Below are 17,937 nucleotides of genomic sequence, written 5' to 3' on the forward strand. Positions count from 1 at the left end.
AAGTCTTTATGTATGCAGTGTTAATTGGAAAATTTATCATCTGAATCTTGTCATACGATGTTGTATGGTGGTACGGTGTACATAGGTATAAATTGATTATGATGGATAAAATCAATGGGAAAATTTAAAGGTGGAACAATTGACTCTTTTCAATGAACAGTTATTAAATAAAGAAGTAATAAGCACAGATAAAATTAAAAAGATAAAAGAACAGTTAAACATACAATATCAAACATTAAGTTCGAAAGAAAAAGCTAGAGTACTAGCAAATACCATTCATCAAATGATTGACCAATCCCTGCCTAATTTTTCGAAGGAAACGAAAAGAAGGATTCGGATGGAGTTGATGAATAAGAAGTTGTCTGCCGACTCCTTTTCTATTTCTGCAAATGACATCATGAAGTTCAGCATAGAGCTAGCATCGCGTGAAGAAATAGAAAAAGAACTGCCGCAATGGGTTTTGAAAGCGGATATTGATTTAAACAAGGCAGAAATAAACATAGATGATCTTTTAACTAGCTATCAAAAGATAAAAAGTGAACATACATATTCTGCTGAGCTTCCAGTGCAGCCAGTTACTCAAATGGATGGCAATGAAGGTATTTTAAAAAAAAGCAATAAACAATTAAAGTTTAGACCGCTGTTTATTGGAGCGACAGCAACCATTAGTCTATTATTCGTCTTATCCCTATCTATCGGGAACCAAGAGAAAGATCTTCCTGATAATGCCAAGGGGCAGAGTGCTGATTATAACAGAGCAGCTTCTCATAAAAAAATGCCAAACGATTTGCCGCCATACCTGCAATATGAACAAGTGGATGATGAGAAATTAAAAGAATGGCTGATTGGAAGGAATTCATTATTAGCAGAGGAACCGTATTATTCGGCAATTATTGGAGCAGCCAATGAATTTAATATTCATCCGTTATTGTTATTTGCTATTACGGGCCAGGAGCAAGGGTTTGTATCAAAAGCGCATGTGAATGCTGAAAAAATCGCGAATAATCCTTTTAATGTATATCATAGCTGGGAAGATTTTAATACGAATATTTCAGAATCAAGTCGAATTGCAGCACGCACAATTGTAAATGTGAGTAACGGCCGTCCAGAGGAAGCAGACCCTATTCAGTGGATAAACCAAAAATATGCAGAGGATCCAAACTGGTGGTTGGGTGTATCATCTATTTATAAGCAGCTACAGGATGTTGTTCAGTAGACTGAATCATAAAGTAATTGCAATCACTCAATCCCTTCTTTTTCTTTATGAAAAAATCCTTCTTATCCCTCAAAAGAAGCTTTTCTAAGTCAAAGCTATACAATAAGAATATAAACATTCATCGAATAGGCAATTGACTCAAACCTAATTCATTCAGTATGCATAATTTGGTGTATAAATAGAAAAGGAGGGGCTTTTATGCATGTTGAAAATGAAATGAATGATTTAAGAAGACCTTTTGGATTTCGCCCTGGTTTTGGATTTGGTAGACCATTTGGATTTGGATTCGGCAGACCGTTTGGATTTGGATTTGGTAGCCCTTTTTTAGGCGGATTCGTAGGAGGACTTGCAACTGGTGCTTTGTTGAGTCCGTATGCTTATCCTAGACCATATCCATTCTATCCACCATATTACCCGTATTATCCATATTATCCATATTACCCATATTACTAATTGATTGGTGATGTTAATATTAATTTAATTTCTAGACAATAAAGAAAGATCAATATTGATTTTAACGAAGATTTATCTTTCCTGTGCCTTGCCATCTTTATGGTAAGTTTTTTTTTGCCTAGGTAGGCCATTCTTGAACAGGTATAGGAGAATATTTAAAATAAGTGTTTGCAAATGAATATTCAAAGTTGATTAATTAAGCTTGAGGTGATTTGGATGGTTCGATTAATAATTTTGGGGATAAATGAAATTGCCAGGCTTCAATTTGAAAATATGTTTGCTCACTACCAATTGCAGGTTGATTTTCTCGAAAAGTTAATTGTTCAACTGGATAAAATGGGTGACCAGCCATCAGATACTCTCTCTGAAGGGTTTCAAAAGTATTTTGAGTAGAATAATATTGATTTGAATTTTGAAAGAGGCTCTTATGTATATGGCATAGAGCCTTTTTGTTTTTCACACAAAATTTAGCTATTAAATCGTTTAATCTACCATGTATAATTTGTTATATGGAACAAATAGGTAATTAAGAAAGGATAGAAACAGATGGAGAATGAGGATTATTTAAAAAGAATAGATAGAGTGATTCAATTTATTGATAAAAATAACTTTCAACCTATTAATCTTGAAGAATTAGCTCGTATCTCTAATTTTTCGAAATACCATTTCTCTCGAATATTTACTTCTATCGTTGGCCTTACTCCAATTGCATTCGTAAACCAAAAACGGCTTCAAAAAGCAGTATATTTCCTATTGGAAACGAATAAAACAATTCTTGAAATTTCTAGTTTATGTGGGTTTGAGTCGATCTCTAACTTTAATGCTGTCTTTAAAAGGCATTTTAATAAAACACCAAGTGAAGTAAGAAAGAAGTTTAGAGAAAATAGCAATTTCTCATTACAAGTTAGCAAAATACAGGAAGAGTTATCCGATCCTCTTAACTACTATAGAAGTAATAAAGATCATTTTCTAAGGAGGATTTGGAATATGAATATTTCAATAAAGGAGCTTCCGGAATATGAAGTTGCTTATATTAGGCATATTGGCAGTTATTTAGATACGCATTACGCCTGGAGTAAATTAGGAAAGTGGGCAGGAGAAAACCACCTTTTTCCAGCTGAACAGTACTTTATCGGTATTTCTTTAGATGATCCAACTATGGTCGATGAATACGCTTGCCGCTACGATGCTTGTGTAACGCTTCCAAGTGATTTCAATAAAGAAGATCAAAGTGAGGTTCAATTTAAACAACTATCTGGCGGGCTTTATGCGTTATATACGTTCTACGATACAATAGATAAGTTTGCGATTGCCTATCAAAGTCTATTTGGGCAGTGGCTGCCAAATAGTGAGTATGATGCAGATGATCGTCCATGTTTAGAATTTTGCATGAATAACCCAATGGATGATCCAGAAGGAAAATGCAAAGTAGATTTATACATTCCAATTAAATCGAAAGCGGTGAAATAAGATGATGAATTCGGCAGCGATTTTTAATGAGTTTCCTGTTTTGAAATCTGACCGGCTTATTATGAAAAAAATAGAAGAGCAAGATATTGAAGGCGTATTTGCTATTTACAGTAATGAAAGCGTATTTGAATATTGTGGGATTATACCTAAGCACAATAAGGATACTGTGAAAAAAATGATTCATCATTTTGAACGTGATTACATAAAAAGAACGAGAATAAAGTGGGGCATTTTTTTTAATGACGAATTAACAGGAATTATCGAAGCTTTTGATTTTAACCAAAAGGTAAATATGTGTACAATTGGCTATTTTTTAGCGGAATCCTATTGGCGGAAGGGAATTGCTACAGAAGCCGTACGCGTTTTGCTGAAATTTCTATTGCAAGAGGCAAATGTGAATAGAATACAAGCCGAAGTCATGCCGCAAAATGAGATGTCAAAGAAGGTCTTGCTGAAAAATGGTTTCGCGTACGAAGGAACATTGCGGCAAGCGACATTATGGTCTGGGAAAGGAGTTGTCGATTTAGATATATACAGTTTGTTAAGTGAGGAATATATGCAATAAGCAGTGTTGTGTAGGAATGATTTCAGCCGCTTGTGCAGATACTATTTTGGAATGTTGATAAAAGGAGCGATTCATATGGCAAAAGCAAAACAATACGTGGATCAAGGGATTTCATCTGTACAAGAAACGGTTCATACATTGCAGCAAGCGCTTAACCATGCAGAGAAGCAGGACAATAAAAATAAAATTCAAGATGCAATCCATTCGCTACATTCTGCACAGCAGCAGCTAACTGGGTATCAGGACTAGAAAGCTATCCGAAATAAATGAACGCCCCTTTTCATTCTAAGTGATGGAAGGGGGTGAATCATTTATTTTTTTCTTTTTAAACGATTTTAGAAAAATCAAAAAAATATATTGAAATAAACTGAGTAGTCGGTTTATTATGTTAATAATCTATTTTAATTCAATGTAAGCTAATTCGTATGGAGGAGATTATTTGCCGCCAATTGTATCTGAAGATTACAAGCAAAAAAGGAAAAAGGAAATTTTAGAAAGTGCATTGGATTGTTTTGCAAAAAAGGGATTTCAAGTGGCAACGATTGATGACATTGTTAAACATTCAGGAATAAGTAAAGGAGCGATATACAATTACTTTAAAAGTAAAGATGAAATTTATTTGGAATTGATGCGTGAACAGACGGAATTAAGCAATGCAAAATTGGTAGAGAAATTAAGTAATTTTAGAACAGCAAAAGATAAACTAAACTGTCTTTTTGAGGTATATAAAAGAATGGATCCTTATGTAGAAGAAAGAAGAAAAATTATTATCGTACATTTGGAATTCACCTTATATTCGTCAAGAAGTGAAGAGATGAATAAGATTCTCAAAGAGAGAGGCCATAAATTCTTTATTCAATTAATAATGGAAATAATTGAAGAGGGTCAGAGATTAGGGGAGTTCAGAAAAAACGTTGAACTTCAGATAATCGCAAATATGTTTTGGGCATTAGTGGACGGGGCTATGCTGCATACGATAATCAATAAAGAATACCCTTATACGGACATATTAGAAAACTATCAAAAGATGATTTTAAGTTTTTTAGAATGTTAACCATTTATCTAGATGTGCTGCTTTTTAAAATAAACCAACTAGTCAGTTTTATGGTCATTTATAGCTGAATATTTATATTACATGATTTTGAGGTGATAAGTGATGGAAAGTTACATTAGAAAGCTGGAAAAGGATGAGATTTCGAGCTTTGTTGAAATTGTCATTAACGCCTATCCAGGAACAACGAGAAATACCGCGGAATTTAAGCAACAATACATAGAAAGTCTAGTATCCATACAAGAGAAAATAAATACGGTTCATTTTTATGGATTATTTCGTAAGGGGAAATTAGTGGGTGGGATGAGAATTCATCATTTTACAATGAATGTACATGGCAATCTAGTTGAAGCCGGTGGAGTGGGTCTTGTCGCAGTTGATTTGCTTCACAAAAAGGAAAAGGCTGCGAAAAATCTTATTGATTATTTCATTTCCTACTTTAAAGAAAAAGGAACCTCAATCGTCATGCTGTATCCATTTAGACCAGACTTTTATAAGAAAATGGGTTTTGGCTATGGGACAAAGATGAATCAATACCAAATTGAACCGGCTAGTTTTCCAATGGCTGACACAAAAGAAGGATTAGTATATTTAGACTCAACATATAAAGAACAAATAAAAAAATGTGCAAATCGATATGCTTGTTTGACACACGGGATGATTCTGAAGACAGATTATGAGCTGGAAGTGATGTTCAAAAACCCAGATCATAAACTTGTTGGATTTATGGAAGATGGGGAATTGAATGGTTATATTGTCTTTACTTTTAAAAATGTAAATAATGATAACTTTTTAATGAATAATTTGATCATCAAAGAGTTTATCTATGAGACACCAAGAGCACTTACTCGGTTAAGCTCGTTTTTAAGCACACAGGCTGACCAAGTGAACCGAGTCATTTTAAACACGCAAGATGATGATATTGAATTTTTAATTAGTGAGTCGAGAAACGGAAGTCATCACTTGATTCCAAGTGTTTATCATGAAACGAAGACATCTGGTATCGGACTAATGTATAAAATAATTGACGTTCCGAAATTTCTATTACAACTTCCAACCGAACATTTCTCAGAAAAAACTTGTCAATTGGGGTTAATTGTAAAAGACTCGTTCCATTCAGATGAACCACAAAAGTGGCTAATTTCTTATCGAAAAGGAATGCTAACGGTGGATGAATATGTGCTAAATCGTACGGATATTGAACTAGAGGTTGATATATCTGATTTATCTTCTATGGCTATGGGGGCAGTTAGTGTAGACAAATTGTATCAGTATGGGCGATTAAACATAAATAAACCAGAAGATTTAGCTGGGATCAAGCGATTATTCGCACATTCACAAAAACCAATTTGTACAACAGCATTTTGATTAAATGAATGTGACAGGAGGGATGAGCAATGATCGAAATTAAGAGATTAAAAGATTGTACGATTGATGAAGGTGTAGAGGCTTGGAATACAGGCTTTGAAGGGTATTATTTCGATGCGACTACGACTGCGGATAAATTCTTAAATAGATTAGTGAATGAGGGACTATCTCCTTATTTATCTATTGTAGCTTTCATGGATAAAAAACCAATAGGCATCGTCAAAAACGGAATTCGTGAGTTTAATGGCAAAAAATTAGCCTGGAATGGTGGCACTGGCGTTGCCAAAGATTTAAGAAAAAAAGGAATCGGGAAAATGTTAATGGAAGCAACCTTATCGATTCTTACAGAAGAGAAGGCTGATTATGCTTCATTAGAGGCGATAAGTGATAATGCTAAAGCCATTTCATTATATAAAATGATGGGTTATGAGATCATTGACCACTTAGAATATTTAGGGTTAAATGGGCAAATCGATAATGGGTATACTACTATTTCTTTAGATAAATACAAAGTAGAAAGAGCTATTCCACAGCAAATAGGGTCTATACCATTCTATAAAGGAATGAATCCATGGCAGACACAGTGGCAAAGCGCAAAAGATGGAGAAGCAATCATTGTAAAAGACCCGGATGGAAATCCAATAGGATATGTTTATTTTCGGCGAACATTTAATTCTGAAGGCAAGCATATAAATACGGTTTTATTTCAATGCGAGGCAGAGCCTGAACATAAGGATCGGGAGGAAATTACTAGATACTTAATTAACGAAGTATTCAACTCGTTTTCCGATGATATCAATCGCATGATTCCAAATGTGCCTGTAGGAAAAAGCAAATTAACCCATTCTATTCTTAAGGAAATTGGCTTTCAATTAAAGACGGAGCAAGTGTATATGATGAAAGAAATGTAAAGATAAAAGCTTAATTGATCATACTGGACTCTAGGTACTTTTAGCTGATGAAACAATTTGTGGGAAAATGGCGATATTTCTGAGACGCTATCTTTTAAATAGGAATGAATCAACCCCTTTGAGCAGATACTATTGTTGATTGATATTAAAAGGAGAAATCGCCACCACTTATTGTTCAATATTCCCAGCATGTAGACCGCTAAGTTGAATTCAAATAATTCACTCATTATATTGTTGCGCTAGTATTCATTTAGTGGTACTATTTAATTTGTAAATTGATATTGGTCACATGTTACTGATACGGTCAGGCATGGTGGTAAATTAGGAAGGGCTATACGCTTTTTCATTTACCTCCATGTCTTTTTTTGTTATATCAGGTCAATCCACATTGGAGTTAGAGAATTGTCTAGCGCAAGCGTCCTATCGCCTATCAAACTTCTGGCCCCCTCCGCAACGATTGCGTCAACATCGGTCCGCTCTCGCTCACCGTGTTTCCTCTATCTCAGTCGGAGACCTTCTGCGTTTGTACGGCGATGCCCAAGGCACTTCCGCTTTTCTTACTATTAGTTAGATATATAAAGGAGATAATTAATATGCTATCAAGATTATTCAATAAACGTAAATTACAAATATTCGCTCCTATTAAAGGGGATATGCTTTCATTAGAACAGGTTCCAGACCCAGTTTTTAGTGAAAAAATGATGGGTGATGGGGTTGCGATTATGCCAGAGGATGGCGGGGTTCACTCACCAGTTGAAGGGCAAGTCATTCTTATAGCAGATACGAAGCATGCAATCGGTATTCGAGCGAATGACGGGACAGAGGTTCTTATTCACATTGGTTTGGAAACGGTATCATTACAGGGGAAAGGGTTCGAAACGTTAGTTGAAGTGGGAGGCTCTGTTTCAATAGGTCAGCCTCTGATCGAAGTTGATTGGAACTTTGTCAAAGAAAATGCTGCCAGCATGATAACACCCATTATCATTACAAATAGTTCAGAGAAGCAAATTAAGCATGAATCTATACAAAAATGCACCCCAGGTGAGACTGTATTAATGACGGTTAGCCCTAAGTAATAGATAGTCCAGTTTGATCGAGAAGGGAGGGATTCAACATTAAAATTAAAAAGGTTCTTAATAATAATGCGGTTCTCGTACTTGATGATGGGAAAGAAAAAGTTGCAGTAGGGGCTGGAATTGCTTTTGATAAAAAACGAAATGATATTGTAAATGTAAATAAAATAGAAAAGATTTTTGTCATGCGGGAGAATGATAAGCTTGAACAATTATTAAGCCGAATTCCTGAAGAACATTTTACGATATCGGAAGAAATTATTACGTATGCTGAAAGACATATGGGTACCAAATTAAATGAGCATATCCATATTGTTCTAACAGATCATCTTTCATTTGCTATTGAGAGGGCTCTAGATGGCATTGAAATAAATAACAAGCTATTGCATGAAATAAAGATACTCTATCAAAAAGAATTCGAAATTGGTCTTTGGGCATTAAAACATATAAAGGAAGTTTGTCAAGTAGACATGCCTATCGATGAAGCTGCTTTTATCGCTCTTCATCTGCATACGATGAAACCGCATGGAGGTGATCTGCATCAGACGGTTCGGCAAACAGCGATTATAAGAGACATGGTTCAATCGATAAAAAATCATTTATCTATTGATGTTGAAGAAGATGATATTTCTTATCATCGCCTTATTACACATCTGCGCTTTACATTAACAAGGCTGAGTCAATATGCACCTCATTCGATGGATGAAGAAATGATTGTTATGATTCAAAAGAAGTTTCCGATTTCATACAATTGTGCAAAAGAAATTGCAAAAGATTTACTAAAGCTACATGGAATTAACCTTCCTGACCAAGAGCTAGGATATATCACACTTCATATTGAACGGTTGAGGAAGCGATAAAGTAACTTGGGAAGCAATTATATATTTTTTATTAAACTAAAAAAGAATAGGGGTTAAATCTATATGAAGAAATATCTGCAAAGGCTAGGGGGCTCATTAATGCTTCCTGTAGCAGTTTTGCCAGCAGCTGCCATCTTGATGGGGATCGGCTATTATATTGACCCAACTGGCTGGGGGTCAGGAAATGTATTGGCAGCTTTTTTAATCAAAGCAGGTGGTGCCATTCTTGATAATATTCCGATTTTATTTGCAGTTGGAGCAGCGTTAGGATTGGCAAAGGAAAAAGATGGATCTGCCGGACTAAGTGGTTTGGTCGCCTTTTTAGTGGTGACGACTATGCTATCAACGAATACAGTTGCCTTATTAACAGGGGCAGAAGTGGATAGCGTAGATCCGGCTTTTGGAAAAATAAATAATGCGTTTATTGGGATCTTGTCAGGTATGATTGCGGCAGCGATGTATAATCGTTTTAGCCATGTGAAGCTGCCAGACTTTTTAGCTTTCTTTAGTGGGAAACGTCTCGTACCGATTATGTCCTCTGTGTCAATGTTAGTGATTTCTGCATTGTTATTTTTTATTTGGCCAATTGTTTATGGAGGATTAGTTTCATTTGGTGAAGGAATCAGCGGATTAGGTGCTGCAGGTGCAGGGCTCTATGGATTTTTTAATCGCTTGTTAATCCCAACTGGCTTACACCATGCTTTAAATGCCGTATTTTGGTTTGATACTGTTGGAATTAATGATATCGGAAACTTCTGGAGCAGTTCTGGTGAAAAAGGAGTCACGGGGATGTATCAGGCTGGATTTTTCCCAATAATGATGTTTGGGTTACCAGCTGCAGCATTAGCAATGTATCACACAGCTAAAACAAAAAGGAAAAAACAAGCTGCTTCATTAATGCTGGCAGCAGGATTTGCATCCTTTTTCACAGGTGTAACAGAACCGCTTGAATTTTCATTCATGTTCTTAGCACCTGCGCTTTATGTTGTTCATGCATTGTTAACAGGCCTGTCATTGTTTATTGCTGCTCTATTCCATTGGACAGCAGGATTCGGGTTTAGTGCAGGGCTTCTTGATTTCTTATTAAGTTTACGTATTCCAATTGCTAATATGCCTTTAATGCTGCTCCTCCAAGGGCTAGTATTTGCTGTTATTTATTATGTGTTATTCCGTTTCTTAATTACAAAATTCAGTCTGAAAACTCCGGGCAGAGAAGATGAAATCGAAGAGGAAACAAAAGAAGGAATGGAGAATACAACAGAAAATAAATTCAGTGCAATGGCTACAAGAATATATGATGGCTTAGGTGGAGACGACAACGTTGTTTCCGTTGACAATTGTGCAACACGCTTACGTGTTGAGGTGAAAAATATGGATGAAGTAGACCAAAATAAAATTAAATCAACAGGGGTACATGGAATTAAAGTGACAGGTTCACAAAGTATTCAAGTTATCGTAGGTACAAATGTTCAATTTGTTGCTGACGAAGTAAATAGAATCCGCAAAAAGTAGATAAATAACACACAAGGATAGAAAGTCTATAAACATATAAAAACTGTTTAATAAGGATCATATCTATATTAAACAGTTTTTATATGGACTTCGTTATCTTCATTACAGACAAAATGCTTGGAGGCTATATCAATGGAAAAATCATTTAAAATTACGGCATCTGAAGGAATTCACGCTCGACCAGCTACATTATTAGTATCTTCGGTTACACCTTATCAAGCGGATGTTCAATTAATCTATAACAATAAGTCGGTAAATTTAAAATCTATTATGGGCGTAATGGCTCAAGGGATACCTGCTGGAGCAGTTGTAACGATTTCTGCAGAAGGTTCAGATGAGGCTGAATTACTTAATAAAGTGGAAGAAGTCATTATAAAGCAAGGGCTTGGCGAAAAATGTTAGAGATTAAAGGAGTTGCTGCTTCAAATGGGATTGCCCTGGCTAATGCCTATTGTCTAGTTGAACCCGATTTGTCTTTTGAAAAAATTGAAATTACGAATATAGAAGCTGAATTGGATCGTTTACAAGCTGCAATTAGTAAAACAAAGCTTGAATTAGAGGATATTCGTGATTCGGCCATGCTTAAGTTCGGAGAAGAAAGAGCAGCTATCTTTTCTGCTCATTTATTAATACTTGAAGATCCTGAAATTTTTTCAGCGCTGGAAGCAAAAATAAATGAAAAGGTGAATGCAGAATTTGCGCTCGATGAGATAGCTGGCATGTATGCCCAAATGTTCGAATCGATGGAAAATGAGTATATGAAGGAACGGGCTGCAGATATTCGGGATGTGTCCAAGCGATTACTAGCTCACTTATTACATATAGAGTTACCAGATTATAGCCGCATATCTTCGGAAGTTATTATTGTTGCCGAGGATTTAACGCCATCTATAACGGCACAGCTTGATAAACAATATGTAAAAGGCTTTGTTACAGATATTGGAGGGAAGACCTCACACTCAGCTATTCTTGCAAGAGCAATGGAAATTCCAGCAATTGTTGGCACAAAGGAAGCGACGAAGACCATAAGCCATGGTTCTCCAATTATTATTGATGGATTGGACGGAAAAGTGGTTGTTCATCCAACAGATGAAATATATAAGTCTTATCGTCTATTAGAAAAGAAACAGACAGAAGAAAAAGAGTTGCTCAAAAAGTACATAAAGCTTCCTAGTATGAGTGCAGATGGTCATACTGTTGAAATTGCTGGTAATATTGGGAAGCCAGAAGATGTTGATGCTGTTTTGGAAAATGGCGGAGAGGGTGTTGGCCTATTCCGTACGGAGTTTTTGTATATGGACCGCGATGAATTACCGTCAGAAGAGGAGCAATTTAATGCCTATAAAATGGTACTAGCAAAGATGGAGGGAAGACCTGCTGTTGTTCGGACACTAGATATTGGCGGTGATAAGGAGCTTCCTTATTTAAATCTCCCACCTGAAATGAATCCTTTTCTAGGCTATCGCGCGATTCGATTATGTTTAGAACAAACTGAAATTTTCCGCACGCAATTGCGAGCCCTTTTACGGGCAAGTGTCTACGGAAACTTAAAAATTATGTTTCCGATGATTGCAACCTTAGATGAGTTTAAAGCCGCAAAGGCTTTATTACTGGAAGAAAAACAGAAGCTAGTGGATGAACAGGTAGCTGTTTCTGAGCAAATCGAAATAGGGATGATGGTTGAAATTCCATCAGCGGCCGTGATTGCCGATTTATTTGCGCAAGAAGCAGATTTTCTTTCTATTGGAACCAATGATTTAATTCAATATACATTAGCAGCAGACCGAATGAATGAAAGAGTTTCTTATTTGTATCAGCCATACCATCCTGCGGTATTAAGATTGATAAAAATGGTAATCGATGCTGCCCATAATAATGGCAAATGGGTAGGCATGTGCGGGGAAATGGCTGGAGATGAAATAGCGGTTCCTATCCTGTTGGGTCTAGGTTTAGATGAATTCTCCATGAGCAGCTCATCCATATTAAAAACACGGAGCTTACTATCCAAACTATCTAAGGAAAAATTAGCTGAACAAGTGAAACATGTATTAATGTTAAAAACTTCTTCAGAAGTAGAGCAGTATGTGAAGAATCTTCAAAATTAAAAGCTGGATCATGCGATGAGGGATAGAGAGATAGTGAAATTTCCCTATCAATAAGAGAGGCTATCGTGGTTGATCATTCATCACGATAGCTTCTTCAATAAATGAGAAATATTTGTTTGATCATATTTAACGTGCACTTCTTAAAAATATGAGGTGAATATTAATGATTTTAGAAGCGTGTGTAGAGAATTTTAATAAGGTCCCTGAAGTAATAAAGAGGGGGGCTCATCGAATTGAACTGTGCGATAATCTTTCTGTCGGGGGTACGACTGTTAGTCATGGCGTAGCTGTTAGAACGATTAAATATTGCAAAAGCAACTATGTTAAGGTTATGGCGATGATTAGACCGAGAGGCGGAGACTTTATATACTCTCCAGAAGAAATCGAGATTATGCAAAATGATATTTATCATTTAAAAGGGTTAGGGATCGATGGAGTCGTGTTCGGATGTTTGACTGATTCAGACTGGATTGACGAGCGTGCGATGTCTAGATTACTAGACTGTTCGAAGGGCTTGGAAGTGGTCTTTCACATGGCTTTTGACCAGATTAACACCAACTATCAATGGAAAGCGATTGACTGGTTGGCTAACCAAGGTGTAAAGCGAATCTTAACTCATGGAGGACCTAGCTCTACACCAATAGAAAATAACATTACTCGATTAAAAGAATATTTGGAATATGCTTCAGATAGAATAACGATCATGCCAGGTGGGGGAATAACAAATCATAACCTGGATTATATTAAAAGTAACTTAGAGATTAATGAAGTTCATGGGACAAAAATTGTGGGTTAAGTATCAGGACTATTGTGCTGGCAGACGCATTCTTGTACTCATTACTATAGTAAGGAAGAGAAAAATGAATAGCCAAGAACAGAAAAAACTTATTCTGAAAAATATTGAGATTTATACAGAAACAGGTGTAATCAAGAATGGATTTATTAAAATAGATGCTGGAAAAATCGCAGAAATTGGCAGCATGTCGGAATGGACTGAGATTGAAGACTATCATGAGATCGCAATACCTGATCCATATGCTGTTATTCCGGGTCTAATTGATGTTCATATCCATGGCGTAGACGGTTCTGATGTTATGGATGGTACAAAAGAAGCTCTTAAAAGAATGGCAGCTGCACTTCCAAAAGAAGGAACTACAAGCTTTCTTGCTACAACGATGACACAATCAGAGGAAGCCATTCAACATGCACTCATTAATGTGGCGGAATACATGGAGAACCAGGTATTAGCAAATAAGGCGGAAATTTTGGGTATTCATCTAGAGGGTCCATTTGTTAATAAAAAGATGGCAGGAGCGCAGCCGATTCAATATATAATTAAGCCAAATATAGATTTATTTAAAAAATGGCAGGAGCTATCAAATGGGAATATAAAGCTTGTTACACTTGCTCCTGAAATCGATGGCTGTCTTGAACTCATTCATTATTTAAGAGATACAGAGGTAATCGCCTCGATTGGTCATTCACTATCGACTTATGAAGAGACCATGGAGGCGATTAATGCTGGAGTCACACATGCTACCCATCTGTTCAATCAAATGAGTGGCCTCCATCATCGGGAGCCGGGCATAGTTGGAGCGGTTTTTCTTCAGGATGAATTAAAAGCAGAGCTTATAGCAGATGGCATACATAGTAGACCTGAAATAATAAAATTGGCATATAAAATAATCGGTCACGATCGTCTAATCTTAATTACTGACTCAATGAGGGCAAAATGCTTGAAAAATGGCACGTATGATTTAGGTGGTCAAGACGTGACTGTTCAAAATGGAAAAGCAGTGTTAAGTGATGGGACTTTGGCGGGAAGTATTTTAAAAATGAGTGGGGCATTGAAAAATATGATTTCATATACAGGATGCACACTTTCAGATGTTGTTCAAATGGGGTCGGTAAATCCAGCCAGGCAGTTAAATATTTTTGATAGAAAAGGAAGCATTGCTGTAGGAAAGGATGCAGATTTAGTCATTTTGGATAAAAATTACGAAGTGAAGATGACATTGTGCAAGGGTTTCATTGCTTATGATAAGGAAGGGTTACATACGAATGAAAATCATTAGAGTGAAAGATTACGAAGAATTAAGCAAACACGCTGCCAACTATATAATTGAAAAGGTGAGAAAAAAACCGAATATGGTACTCGGCCTTGCAACTGGAGGAACATCTGAAGGAACGTATCAAAATATGATAAATGATTACAAGGAAAACCATACTTCTTACAAGGAGATAACAACCTTCAATTTAGATGAGTACATAGGACTTGACGGCATTAATAAAAATAGTTACCGATTCTTTATGGATACTCATTTATTTAATCATCTTGATATCGATCAAACAAAAACCTTTGTTCCCCGTGGCAATGCGAAGGATCCTATGGCAGAATGCAATACATATGAATTATTAATAAAAGAGCATGGAGGAATTGAGCTTCAATTGCTTGGCATAGGCGGAAATGGCCATATTGGCTTTAATGAACCAGGCTCGTCATTTCAATCAAGAACCCATCTGGTTGAACTGACTGATTCGACACGACGAGCCAATGCCCGCTTTTTTGAAAAGCTTGAGGATGTTCCTACACTTGCCATAACGATGGGCATTGCGACCATTATGGAAAGCAAAGAAATATTGCTGCTAGCATCAGGAGAAGCGAAAAGAGAGGCGATAAAAAGGTTACTGGAAGGTAAGGTAAGCGAGGATTTTCCTGCCTCGATATTAAACAAGCATTCAAATGTGACCATTATTGCTGATGAAGCAGCACTATCAGGCTTAAGCTAGCAGCATTTATCTGGATTAGAGCGAAGAAGAAACATCCCTATTCCCTGTGTAAAGCGAGGAATAGGGATGTTTTATAAGTCAAAACTCAACTCGTATTGTTTCCCCTTTATTTACCAGTTCATCCTTACTATTGAACACATCACTTGTCATAATTTTAACGGAATCAATATTTGATTGTTCCATAATGAAACCAAGATTTCCTTTTTTTGTGCTTTTTGCAGGAATTTCCCCGTTTAGTTCTTCTAAATAAATATCATCTTCCCATGTTTTCAGTTCGTCCGTGTTCGTATTCATTTTGGCAATGGGTGCAAATTTTAGCGGTTGATTTGATGTGTTCTTTATTTCTACAAATAGTTTTACGAAATCGAATTCTTGGTCATGTGTGTAGGTATGATAGAAATCAATTAAGCTATAATCAGGTTTAAAATGAAGAACCTTTGCTTCCCTGATTGTTAATTCGATTGAGTCGCCAATTTTATAAGTATGGCTGTCATGCTCGGCTGCCTTAACCGTTAGCTCGCCGCGATGATCACGGAAAAACTGCCCGACTTCTTGAAGCAGCCTGTCATCTGATACTTGTGGATTTAGAATGTAATCCTCATAGTAGCTTGGAATCGTATTGTCTGCACTCGTTTTTGCCGCAGCAGACTTTTCATCGTTAAAGGAACAGCCGGTTAATGTGATTAACAATAGACATAGGTAAATAACTCGTTTCATGGCAGAACCCCCATCCATTTTACAAAGAGTTCCCGTTGGTATAAGAATTCAACGGGAACTTTTTTTGACCAAATTTATTTATCATTAATTTCAACTTTTGCCTGGAGCAGATCAAAAATAATTTTCGCATGGTCCGTGTTGTCTAGCTGGCCAGCAAATTTATTGCTCGCTGGTCCAAAAGCATAAACCGGTACATCTTCGCCTGTATGTCCGCCAGTTGTCCAGCCAGTATAGGAACGCTTATTAAAAATATTTTCAATTGCATTATCGATTTCCGTAAATTCATTCTTTTTAGCAGCATCTTTAACAGATTGAACTTCTTCAGCCTTTAATTCTAAATCGATGTACTTCTTTAAGGTTTCTTCCACATTCGCACCCTTGGCAATCAGGTCTGCCATAAAATCAGGTGTGCGTTTTGCTGCTTTAATTGGCTCAGGGAACCAGTTATAGATTCCATCTGCTCCAATTGAAAATCCGCCGGTCGAATGGTCAGCTGTCGCAACAACTAGTGTATTTTTGTCCTTTTTGGCAAAATCAATAGCAGCTTGGAAGGCTTTTTCGAAATCCTCCATCTCGCTCATTGCCCCTACGATATCATTGTCATGTCCAGCCCAATCAATTTGACTGCCCTCAATCATAAGGAAGAATCCATCTTTATCTTGCTTTAATCGGTCGATCGCCGATTTTGTCATTTCCTCTAATGAAGGGACATCTTTATCACGGTCAATCATTTTTGGCATGCCCGCTGGAGCAAACAATCCAATTACCTGTTCGTCGTTTGACTTCAGTAATTCATCCCGATTCGTTACATAGCGAAAGCCATCTTTTTGGAATTCCTTTATGAGGTTGCGGTCTTTTCTAATAAAAAGATCTGTTCCTCCGCCTAAAAGCACGTCAATTTTATGCTTTCCGTTAATAAGCTCGTCATAATAATCATCCGCAATGGCATTCATATTTTTCCGGCTGACATCATGTGCACCGAATGATGCTGGGGTCGCATGAGTAATTTCTGAAGTAGCAACAAGACCTGTTGCTTTTCCTTTTTCTTTCGCCGCTTCTAAAACTGTTTTAACTTCTGATCCATCATTATCTACAGCAATTCCATTATTATATGTTTTGATTCCAGCTGCCATAGCGGTTGCAGCCGAAGCAGAATCTGTAATGTTTTGAGCAGGATCCTCCGGATAAGTCATTTGCTGACCAACTAAATAAGGATCAAATGCCGTTTCTTCAGCAAATTTTGTTTTAGGATCATCTATGTAGGAGCGGTATGCAGAAGTATAGGATACGCCCATCCCATCTCCAATTAGGAAAATTACATTTTTTACTTTCCCATTGCTTTGGCCATTTTCTTTTGCTTCAACAGTAGAAAATGATCCGGAAAAATTAAGACTAGCAAGTGCAACTGAAGATACAACTGCAAAAGGTACTAGCTTTCTAGTAAATTTTTTAATAGACATTTTTTCCCCTCCCAATTTTGATTACGAGATAAGTATATATTGGGATTATTAAGGGGAAGTGAAGGGAGGGTTTTAGTATTGTAAAGATTTTGTGGTGGAGTGGGGATCTTATGAAACTATTGGTCATTCATTGAAGTTATGAAGGCCCCAAATAGAGCAGAAAATGAGGGAAACGTCGTTCATCGAAGTCATGAAAGCCCCAACAAGCTTAGAAAATAAGGAAAGGGTCGTTCATCGAGCTTATGAAGGCCCCAACAAGCTTAGAAAATGAGGAAAGGGTCGTTCATTGAAGTTATGAAAGCCCCAATAAGCTTAGAAAAAAAGGAAACGGTCGCTCATCGGGATAATGAAAGCCTCAACAAGCGCAGAAAATGAAGGAACGGTCG

General features: G+C 36.7%; 19 protein-coding genes. 17 read left to right on the forward strand and 2 right to left on the reverse strand.

Going from position 1 to position 17,937, the window contains the following annotated elements; all coding sequences use genetic code 11:
* Positions 1 to 139 precede the first annotated feature (139 nt).
* The 17 genes from RUH74_RS18675 (at position 140) to nagB (ending at position 15,374) form a co-directional block, all read left to right on the forward strand.
* Positions 140 to 1,216, forward strand: a complete 1,077-nt coding sequence (locus RUH74_RS18675; protein ID WP_313802732.1) for a hypothetical protein — start codon at positions 140 to 142, stop codon at positions 1,214 to 1,216.
* A gap of 198 nt (positions 1,217 to 1,414) precedes the next feature.
* Positions 1,415 to 1,669 carry a hypothetical protein gene (locus RUH74_RS18680; protein WP_313802734.1) on the forward strand — a complete coding sequence of 85 codons (255 nt, stop codon included), beginning with the start codon at positions 1,415 to 1,417 and terminating at the stop codon, positions 1,667 to 1,669.
* 216 nt (positions 1,670 to 1,885) lie between these two features.
* Complete coding sequence (locus RUH74_RS18685) at positions 1,886 to 2,062, forward strand: hypothetical protein (RefSeq protein ID WP_313802736.1); 177 nt, start codon at positions 1,886 to 1,888, stop codon at positions 2,060 to 2,062.
* A 153-nt stretch (positions 2,063 to 2,215) separates the two neighbouring features.
* Complete coding sequence (locus RUH74_RS18690) at positions 2,216 to 3,139, forward strand: AraC family transcriptional regulator (RefSeq protein WP_313802738.1); 924 nt, start codon at positions 2,216 to 2,218, stop codon at positions 3,137 to 3,139.
* Between the two features lie 4 nt (positions 3,140 to 3,143).
* Positions 3,144 to 3,704: a GNAT family N-acetyltransferase gene (locus tag RUH74_RS18695; RefSeq protein WP_313802774.1), complete on the forward strand. Its 561-nt coding sequence runs from the start codon at positions 3,144 to 3,146 to the stop codon at positions 3,702 to 3,704.
* Positions 3,705 to 3,779: 75 nt separating this feature from the next.
* Entirely contained in the window at positions 3,780 to 3,953 is a 174-nt protein-coding gene (locus RUH74_RS18700) for a hypothetical protein (protein WP_313802740.1), read from the forward strand.
* Positions 3,954 to 4,143: 190 nt separating this feature from the next.
* A complete protein-coding gene (locus RUH74_RS18705; RefSeq protein WP_313802742.1) occupies positions 4,144 to 4,758 on the forward strand; it encodes a TetR/AcrR family transcriptional regulator in 615 nt (204 codons plus the stop codon).
* Between the two features lie 102 nt (positions 4,759 to 4,860).
* On the forward strand, positions 4,861 to 6,123 hold the full coding sequence (locus RUH74_RS18710; protein ID WP_313802744.1) for a GNAT family N-acetyltransferase: 1,263 nt from the start codon (positions 4,861 to 4,863) through the stop codon (positions 6,121 to 6,123).
* A gap of 29 nt (positions 6,124 to 6,152) precedes the next feature.
* A complete protein-coding gene (locus tag RUH74_RS18715; protein ID WP_313802746.1) occupies positions 6,153 to 7,034 on the forward strand; it encodes a GNAT family N-acetyltransferase in 882 nt (293 codons plus the stop codon).
* A gap of 593 nt (positions 7,035 to 7,627) precedes the next feature.
* Positions 7,628 to 8,110 (forward strand): PTS sugar transporter subunit IIA, encoded by a 483-nt coding sequence (locus RUH74_RS18720; protein WP_313802748.1) that lies wholly within the window; start codon positions 7,628 to 7,630, stop codon positions 8,108 to 8,110.
* A 38-nt stretch (positions 8,111 to 8,148) separates the two neighbouring features.
* Positions 8,149 to 8,967, forward strand: coding sequence for a PRD domain-containing protein (locus tag RUH74_RS18725; protein WP_313802776.1), 819 nt, complete (start codon positions 8,149 to 8,151; stop codon positions 8,965 to 8,967).
* Positions 8,968 to 9,030: 63 nt separating this feature from the next.
* Positions 9,031 to 10,479 (forward strand): N-acetylglucosamine-specific PTS transporter subunit IIBC, encoded by a 1,449-nt coding sequence (gene nagE, locus RUH74_RS18730; protein WP_313802750.1) that lies wholly within the window; start codon positions 9,031 to 9,033, stop codon positions 10,477 to 10,479.
* A gap of 132 nt (positions 10,480 to 10,611) precedes the next feature.
* Positions 10,612 to 10,881: a phosphocarrier protein HPr gene (locus RUH74_RS18735; protein WP_313802752.1), complete on the forward strand. Its 270-nt coding sequence runs from the start codon at positions 10,612 to 10,614 to the stop codon at positions 10,879 to 10,881.
* The gene (gene ptsP, locus RUH74_RS18740; RefSeq protein ID WP_313802754.1) at positions 10,875 to 12,584 is read left to right on the forward strand and encodes a phosphoenolpyruvate--protein phosphotransferase; all 1,710 of its coding nucleotides are present in this window, start codon (positions 10,875 to 10,877) and stop codon (positions 12,582 to 12,584) included. The genes RUH74_RS18735 and ptsP overlap by 7 nt, the downstream gene beginning before the upstream one ends.
* 163 nt (positions 12,585 to 12,747) lie before the next feature.
* Positions 12,748 to 13,380 (forward strand): copper homeostasis protein CutC, encoded by a 633-nt coding sequence (locus tag RUH74_RS18745; protein WP_313802756.1) that lies wholly within the window; start codon positions 12,748 to 12,750, stop codon positions 13,378 to 13,380.
* 64 nt (positions 13,381 to 13,444) lie between these two features.
* Complete coding sequence (gene nagA, locus RUH74_RS18750) at positions 13,445 to 14,659, forward strand: N-acetylglucosamine-6-phosphate deacetylase (RefSeq protein ID WP_313802758.1); 1,215 nt, start codon at positions 13,445 to 13,447, stop codon at positions 14,657 to 14,659.
* The gene (nagB, locus tag RUH74_RS18755) at positions 14,646 to 15,374 is read left to right on the forward strand and encodes a glucosamine-6-phosphate deaminase (RefSeq protein WP_313802760.1); all 729 of its coding nucleotides are present in this window, start codon (positions 14,646 to 14,648) and stop codon (positions 15,372 to 15,374) included. The genes nagA and nagB overlap by 14 nt, the downstream gene beginning before the upstream one ends.
* A 78-nt stretch (positions 15,375 to 15,452) precedes the next feature.
* On the opposite strand, the gene RUH74_RS18760 is transcribed toward nagB, so the two are convergent.
* Positions 15,453 to 16,091 (reverse strand): hypothetical protein, encoded by a 639-nt coding sequence (locus RUH74_RS18760; protein ID WP_313802762.1) that lies wholly within the window; start codon positions 16,089 to 16,091, stop codon positions 15,453 to 15,455.
* Positions 16,092 to 16,165: 74 nt separating this feature from the next.
* Positions 16,166 to 17,551, reverse strand: a complete 1,386-nt coding sequence (locus RUH74_RS18765; protein WP_313802764.1) for an alkaline phosphatase — start codon at positions 17,549 to 17,551, stop codon at positions 16,166 to 16,168.
* Positions 17,552 to 17,937: the final 386 nt, after the last annotated feature.

This window comes from Cytobacillus sp., from assembly GCF_032154635.1.
Taxonomy (GTDB): Bacteria; Bacillota; Bacilli; order Bacillales; family Cytobacillaceae; genus Cytobacillus.

What these genes read in the sequence shown, in the direction of transcription:
- RUH74_RS18680 (WP_313802734.1), top strand. Translation starts at nt 1,415, where the DNA reads ATGCATGTTGAAAATGAAATGAATGATTTAAGAAGACCTTTTGGATTT.
- RUH74_RS18685 (WP_313802736.1), top strand. Translation starts at nt 1,886, where the DNA reads ATGGTTCGATTAATAATTTTGGGGATAAATGAAATTGCCAGGCTTCAA.
- RUH74_RS18690 (WP_313802738.1), top strand. Translation starts at nt 2,216, where the DNA reads ATGGAGAATGAGGATTATTTAAAAAGAATAGATAGAGTGATTCAATTT.
- RUH74_RS18695 (WP_313802774.1), top strand. Translation starts at nt 3,144, where the DNA reads ATGAATTCGGCAGCGATTTTTAATGAGTTTCCTGTTTTGAAATCTGAC.
- RUH74_RS18700 (WP_313802740.1), top strand. Translation starts at nt 3,780, where the DNA reads ATGGCAAAAGCAAAACAATACGTGGATCAAGGGATTTCATCTGTACAA.
- RUH74_RS18710 (WP_313802744.1), top strand. Translation starts at nt 4,861, where the DNA reads ATGGAAAGTTACATTAGAAAGCTGGAAAAGGATGAGATTTCGAGCTTT.
- RUH74_RS18715 (WP_313802746.1), top strand. Translation starts at nt 6,153, where the DNA reads ATGATCGAAATTAAGAGATTAAAAGATTGTACGATTGATGAAGGTGTA.
- RUH74_RS18720 (WP_313802748.1), top strand. Translation starts at nt 7,628, where the DNA reads ATGCTATCAAGATTATTCAATAAACGTAAATTACAAATATTCGCTCCT.
- nagE (WP_313802750.1), top strand. Translation starts at nt 9,031, where the DNA reads ATGAAGAAATATCTGCAAAGGCTAGGGGGCTCATTAATGCTTCCTGTA.
- RUH74_RS18735 (WP_313802752.1), top strand. Translation starts at nt 10,612, where the DNA reads ATGGAAAAATCATTTAAAATTACGGCATCTGAAGGAATTCACGCTCGA.
- ptsP (WP_313802754.1), top strand. Translation starts at nt 10,875, where the DNA reads ATGTTAGAGATTAAAGGAGTTGCTGCTTCAAATGGGATTGCCCTGGCT.
- RUH74_RS18745 (WP_313802756.1), top strand. Translation starts at nt 12,748, where the DNA reads ATGATTTTAGAAGCGTGTGTAGAGAATTTTAATAAGGTCCCTGAAGTA.
- nagA (WP_313802758.1), top strand. Translation starts at nt 13,445, where the DNA reads ATGAATAGCCAAGAACAGAAAAAACTTATTCTGAAAAATATTGAGATT.
- nagB (WP_313802760.1), top strand. Translation starts at nt 14,646, where the DNA reads ATGAAAATCATTAGAGTGAAAGATTACGAAGAATTAAGCAAACACGCT.
- RUH74_RS18760 (WP_313802762.1), bottom strand. Translation starts at nt 16,091, where the DNA reads ATGAAACGAGTTATTTACCTATGTCTATTGTTAATCACATTAACCGGC.
- RUH74_RS18765 (WP_313802764.1), bottom strand. Translation starts at nt 17,551, where the DNA reads ATGTCTATTAAAAAATTTACTAGAAAGCTAGTACCTTTTGCAGTTGTA.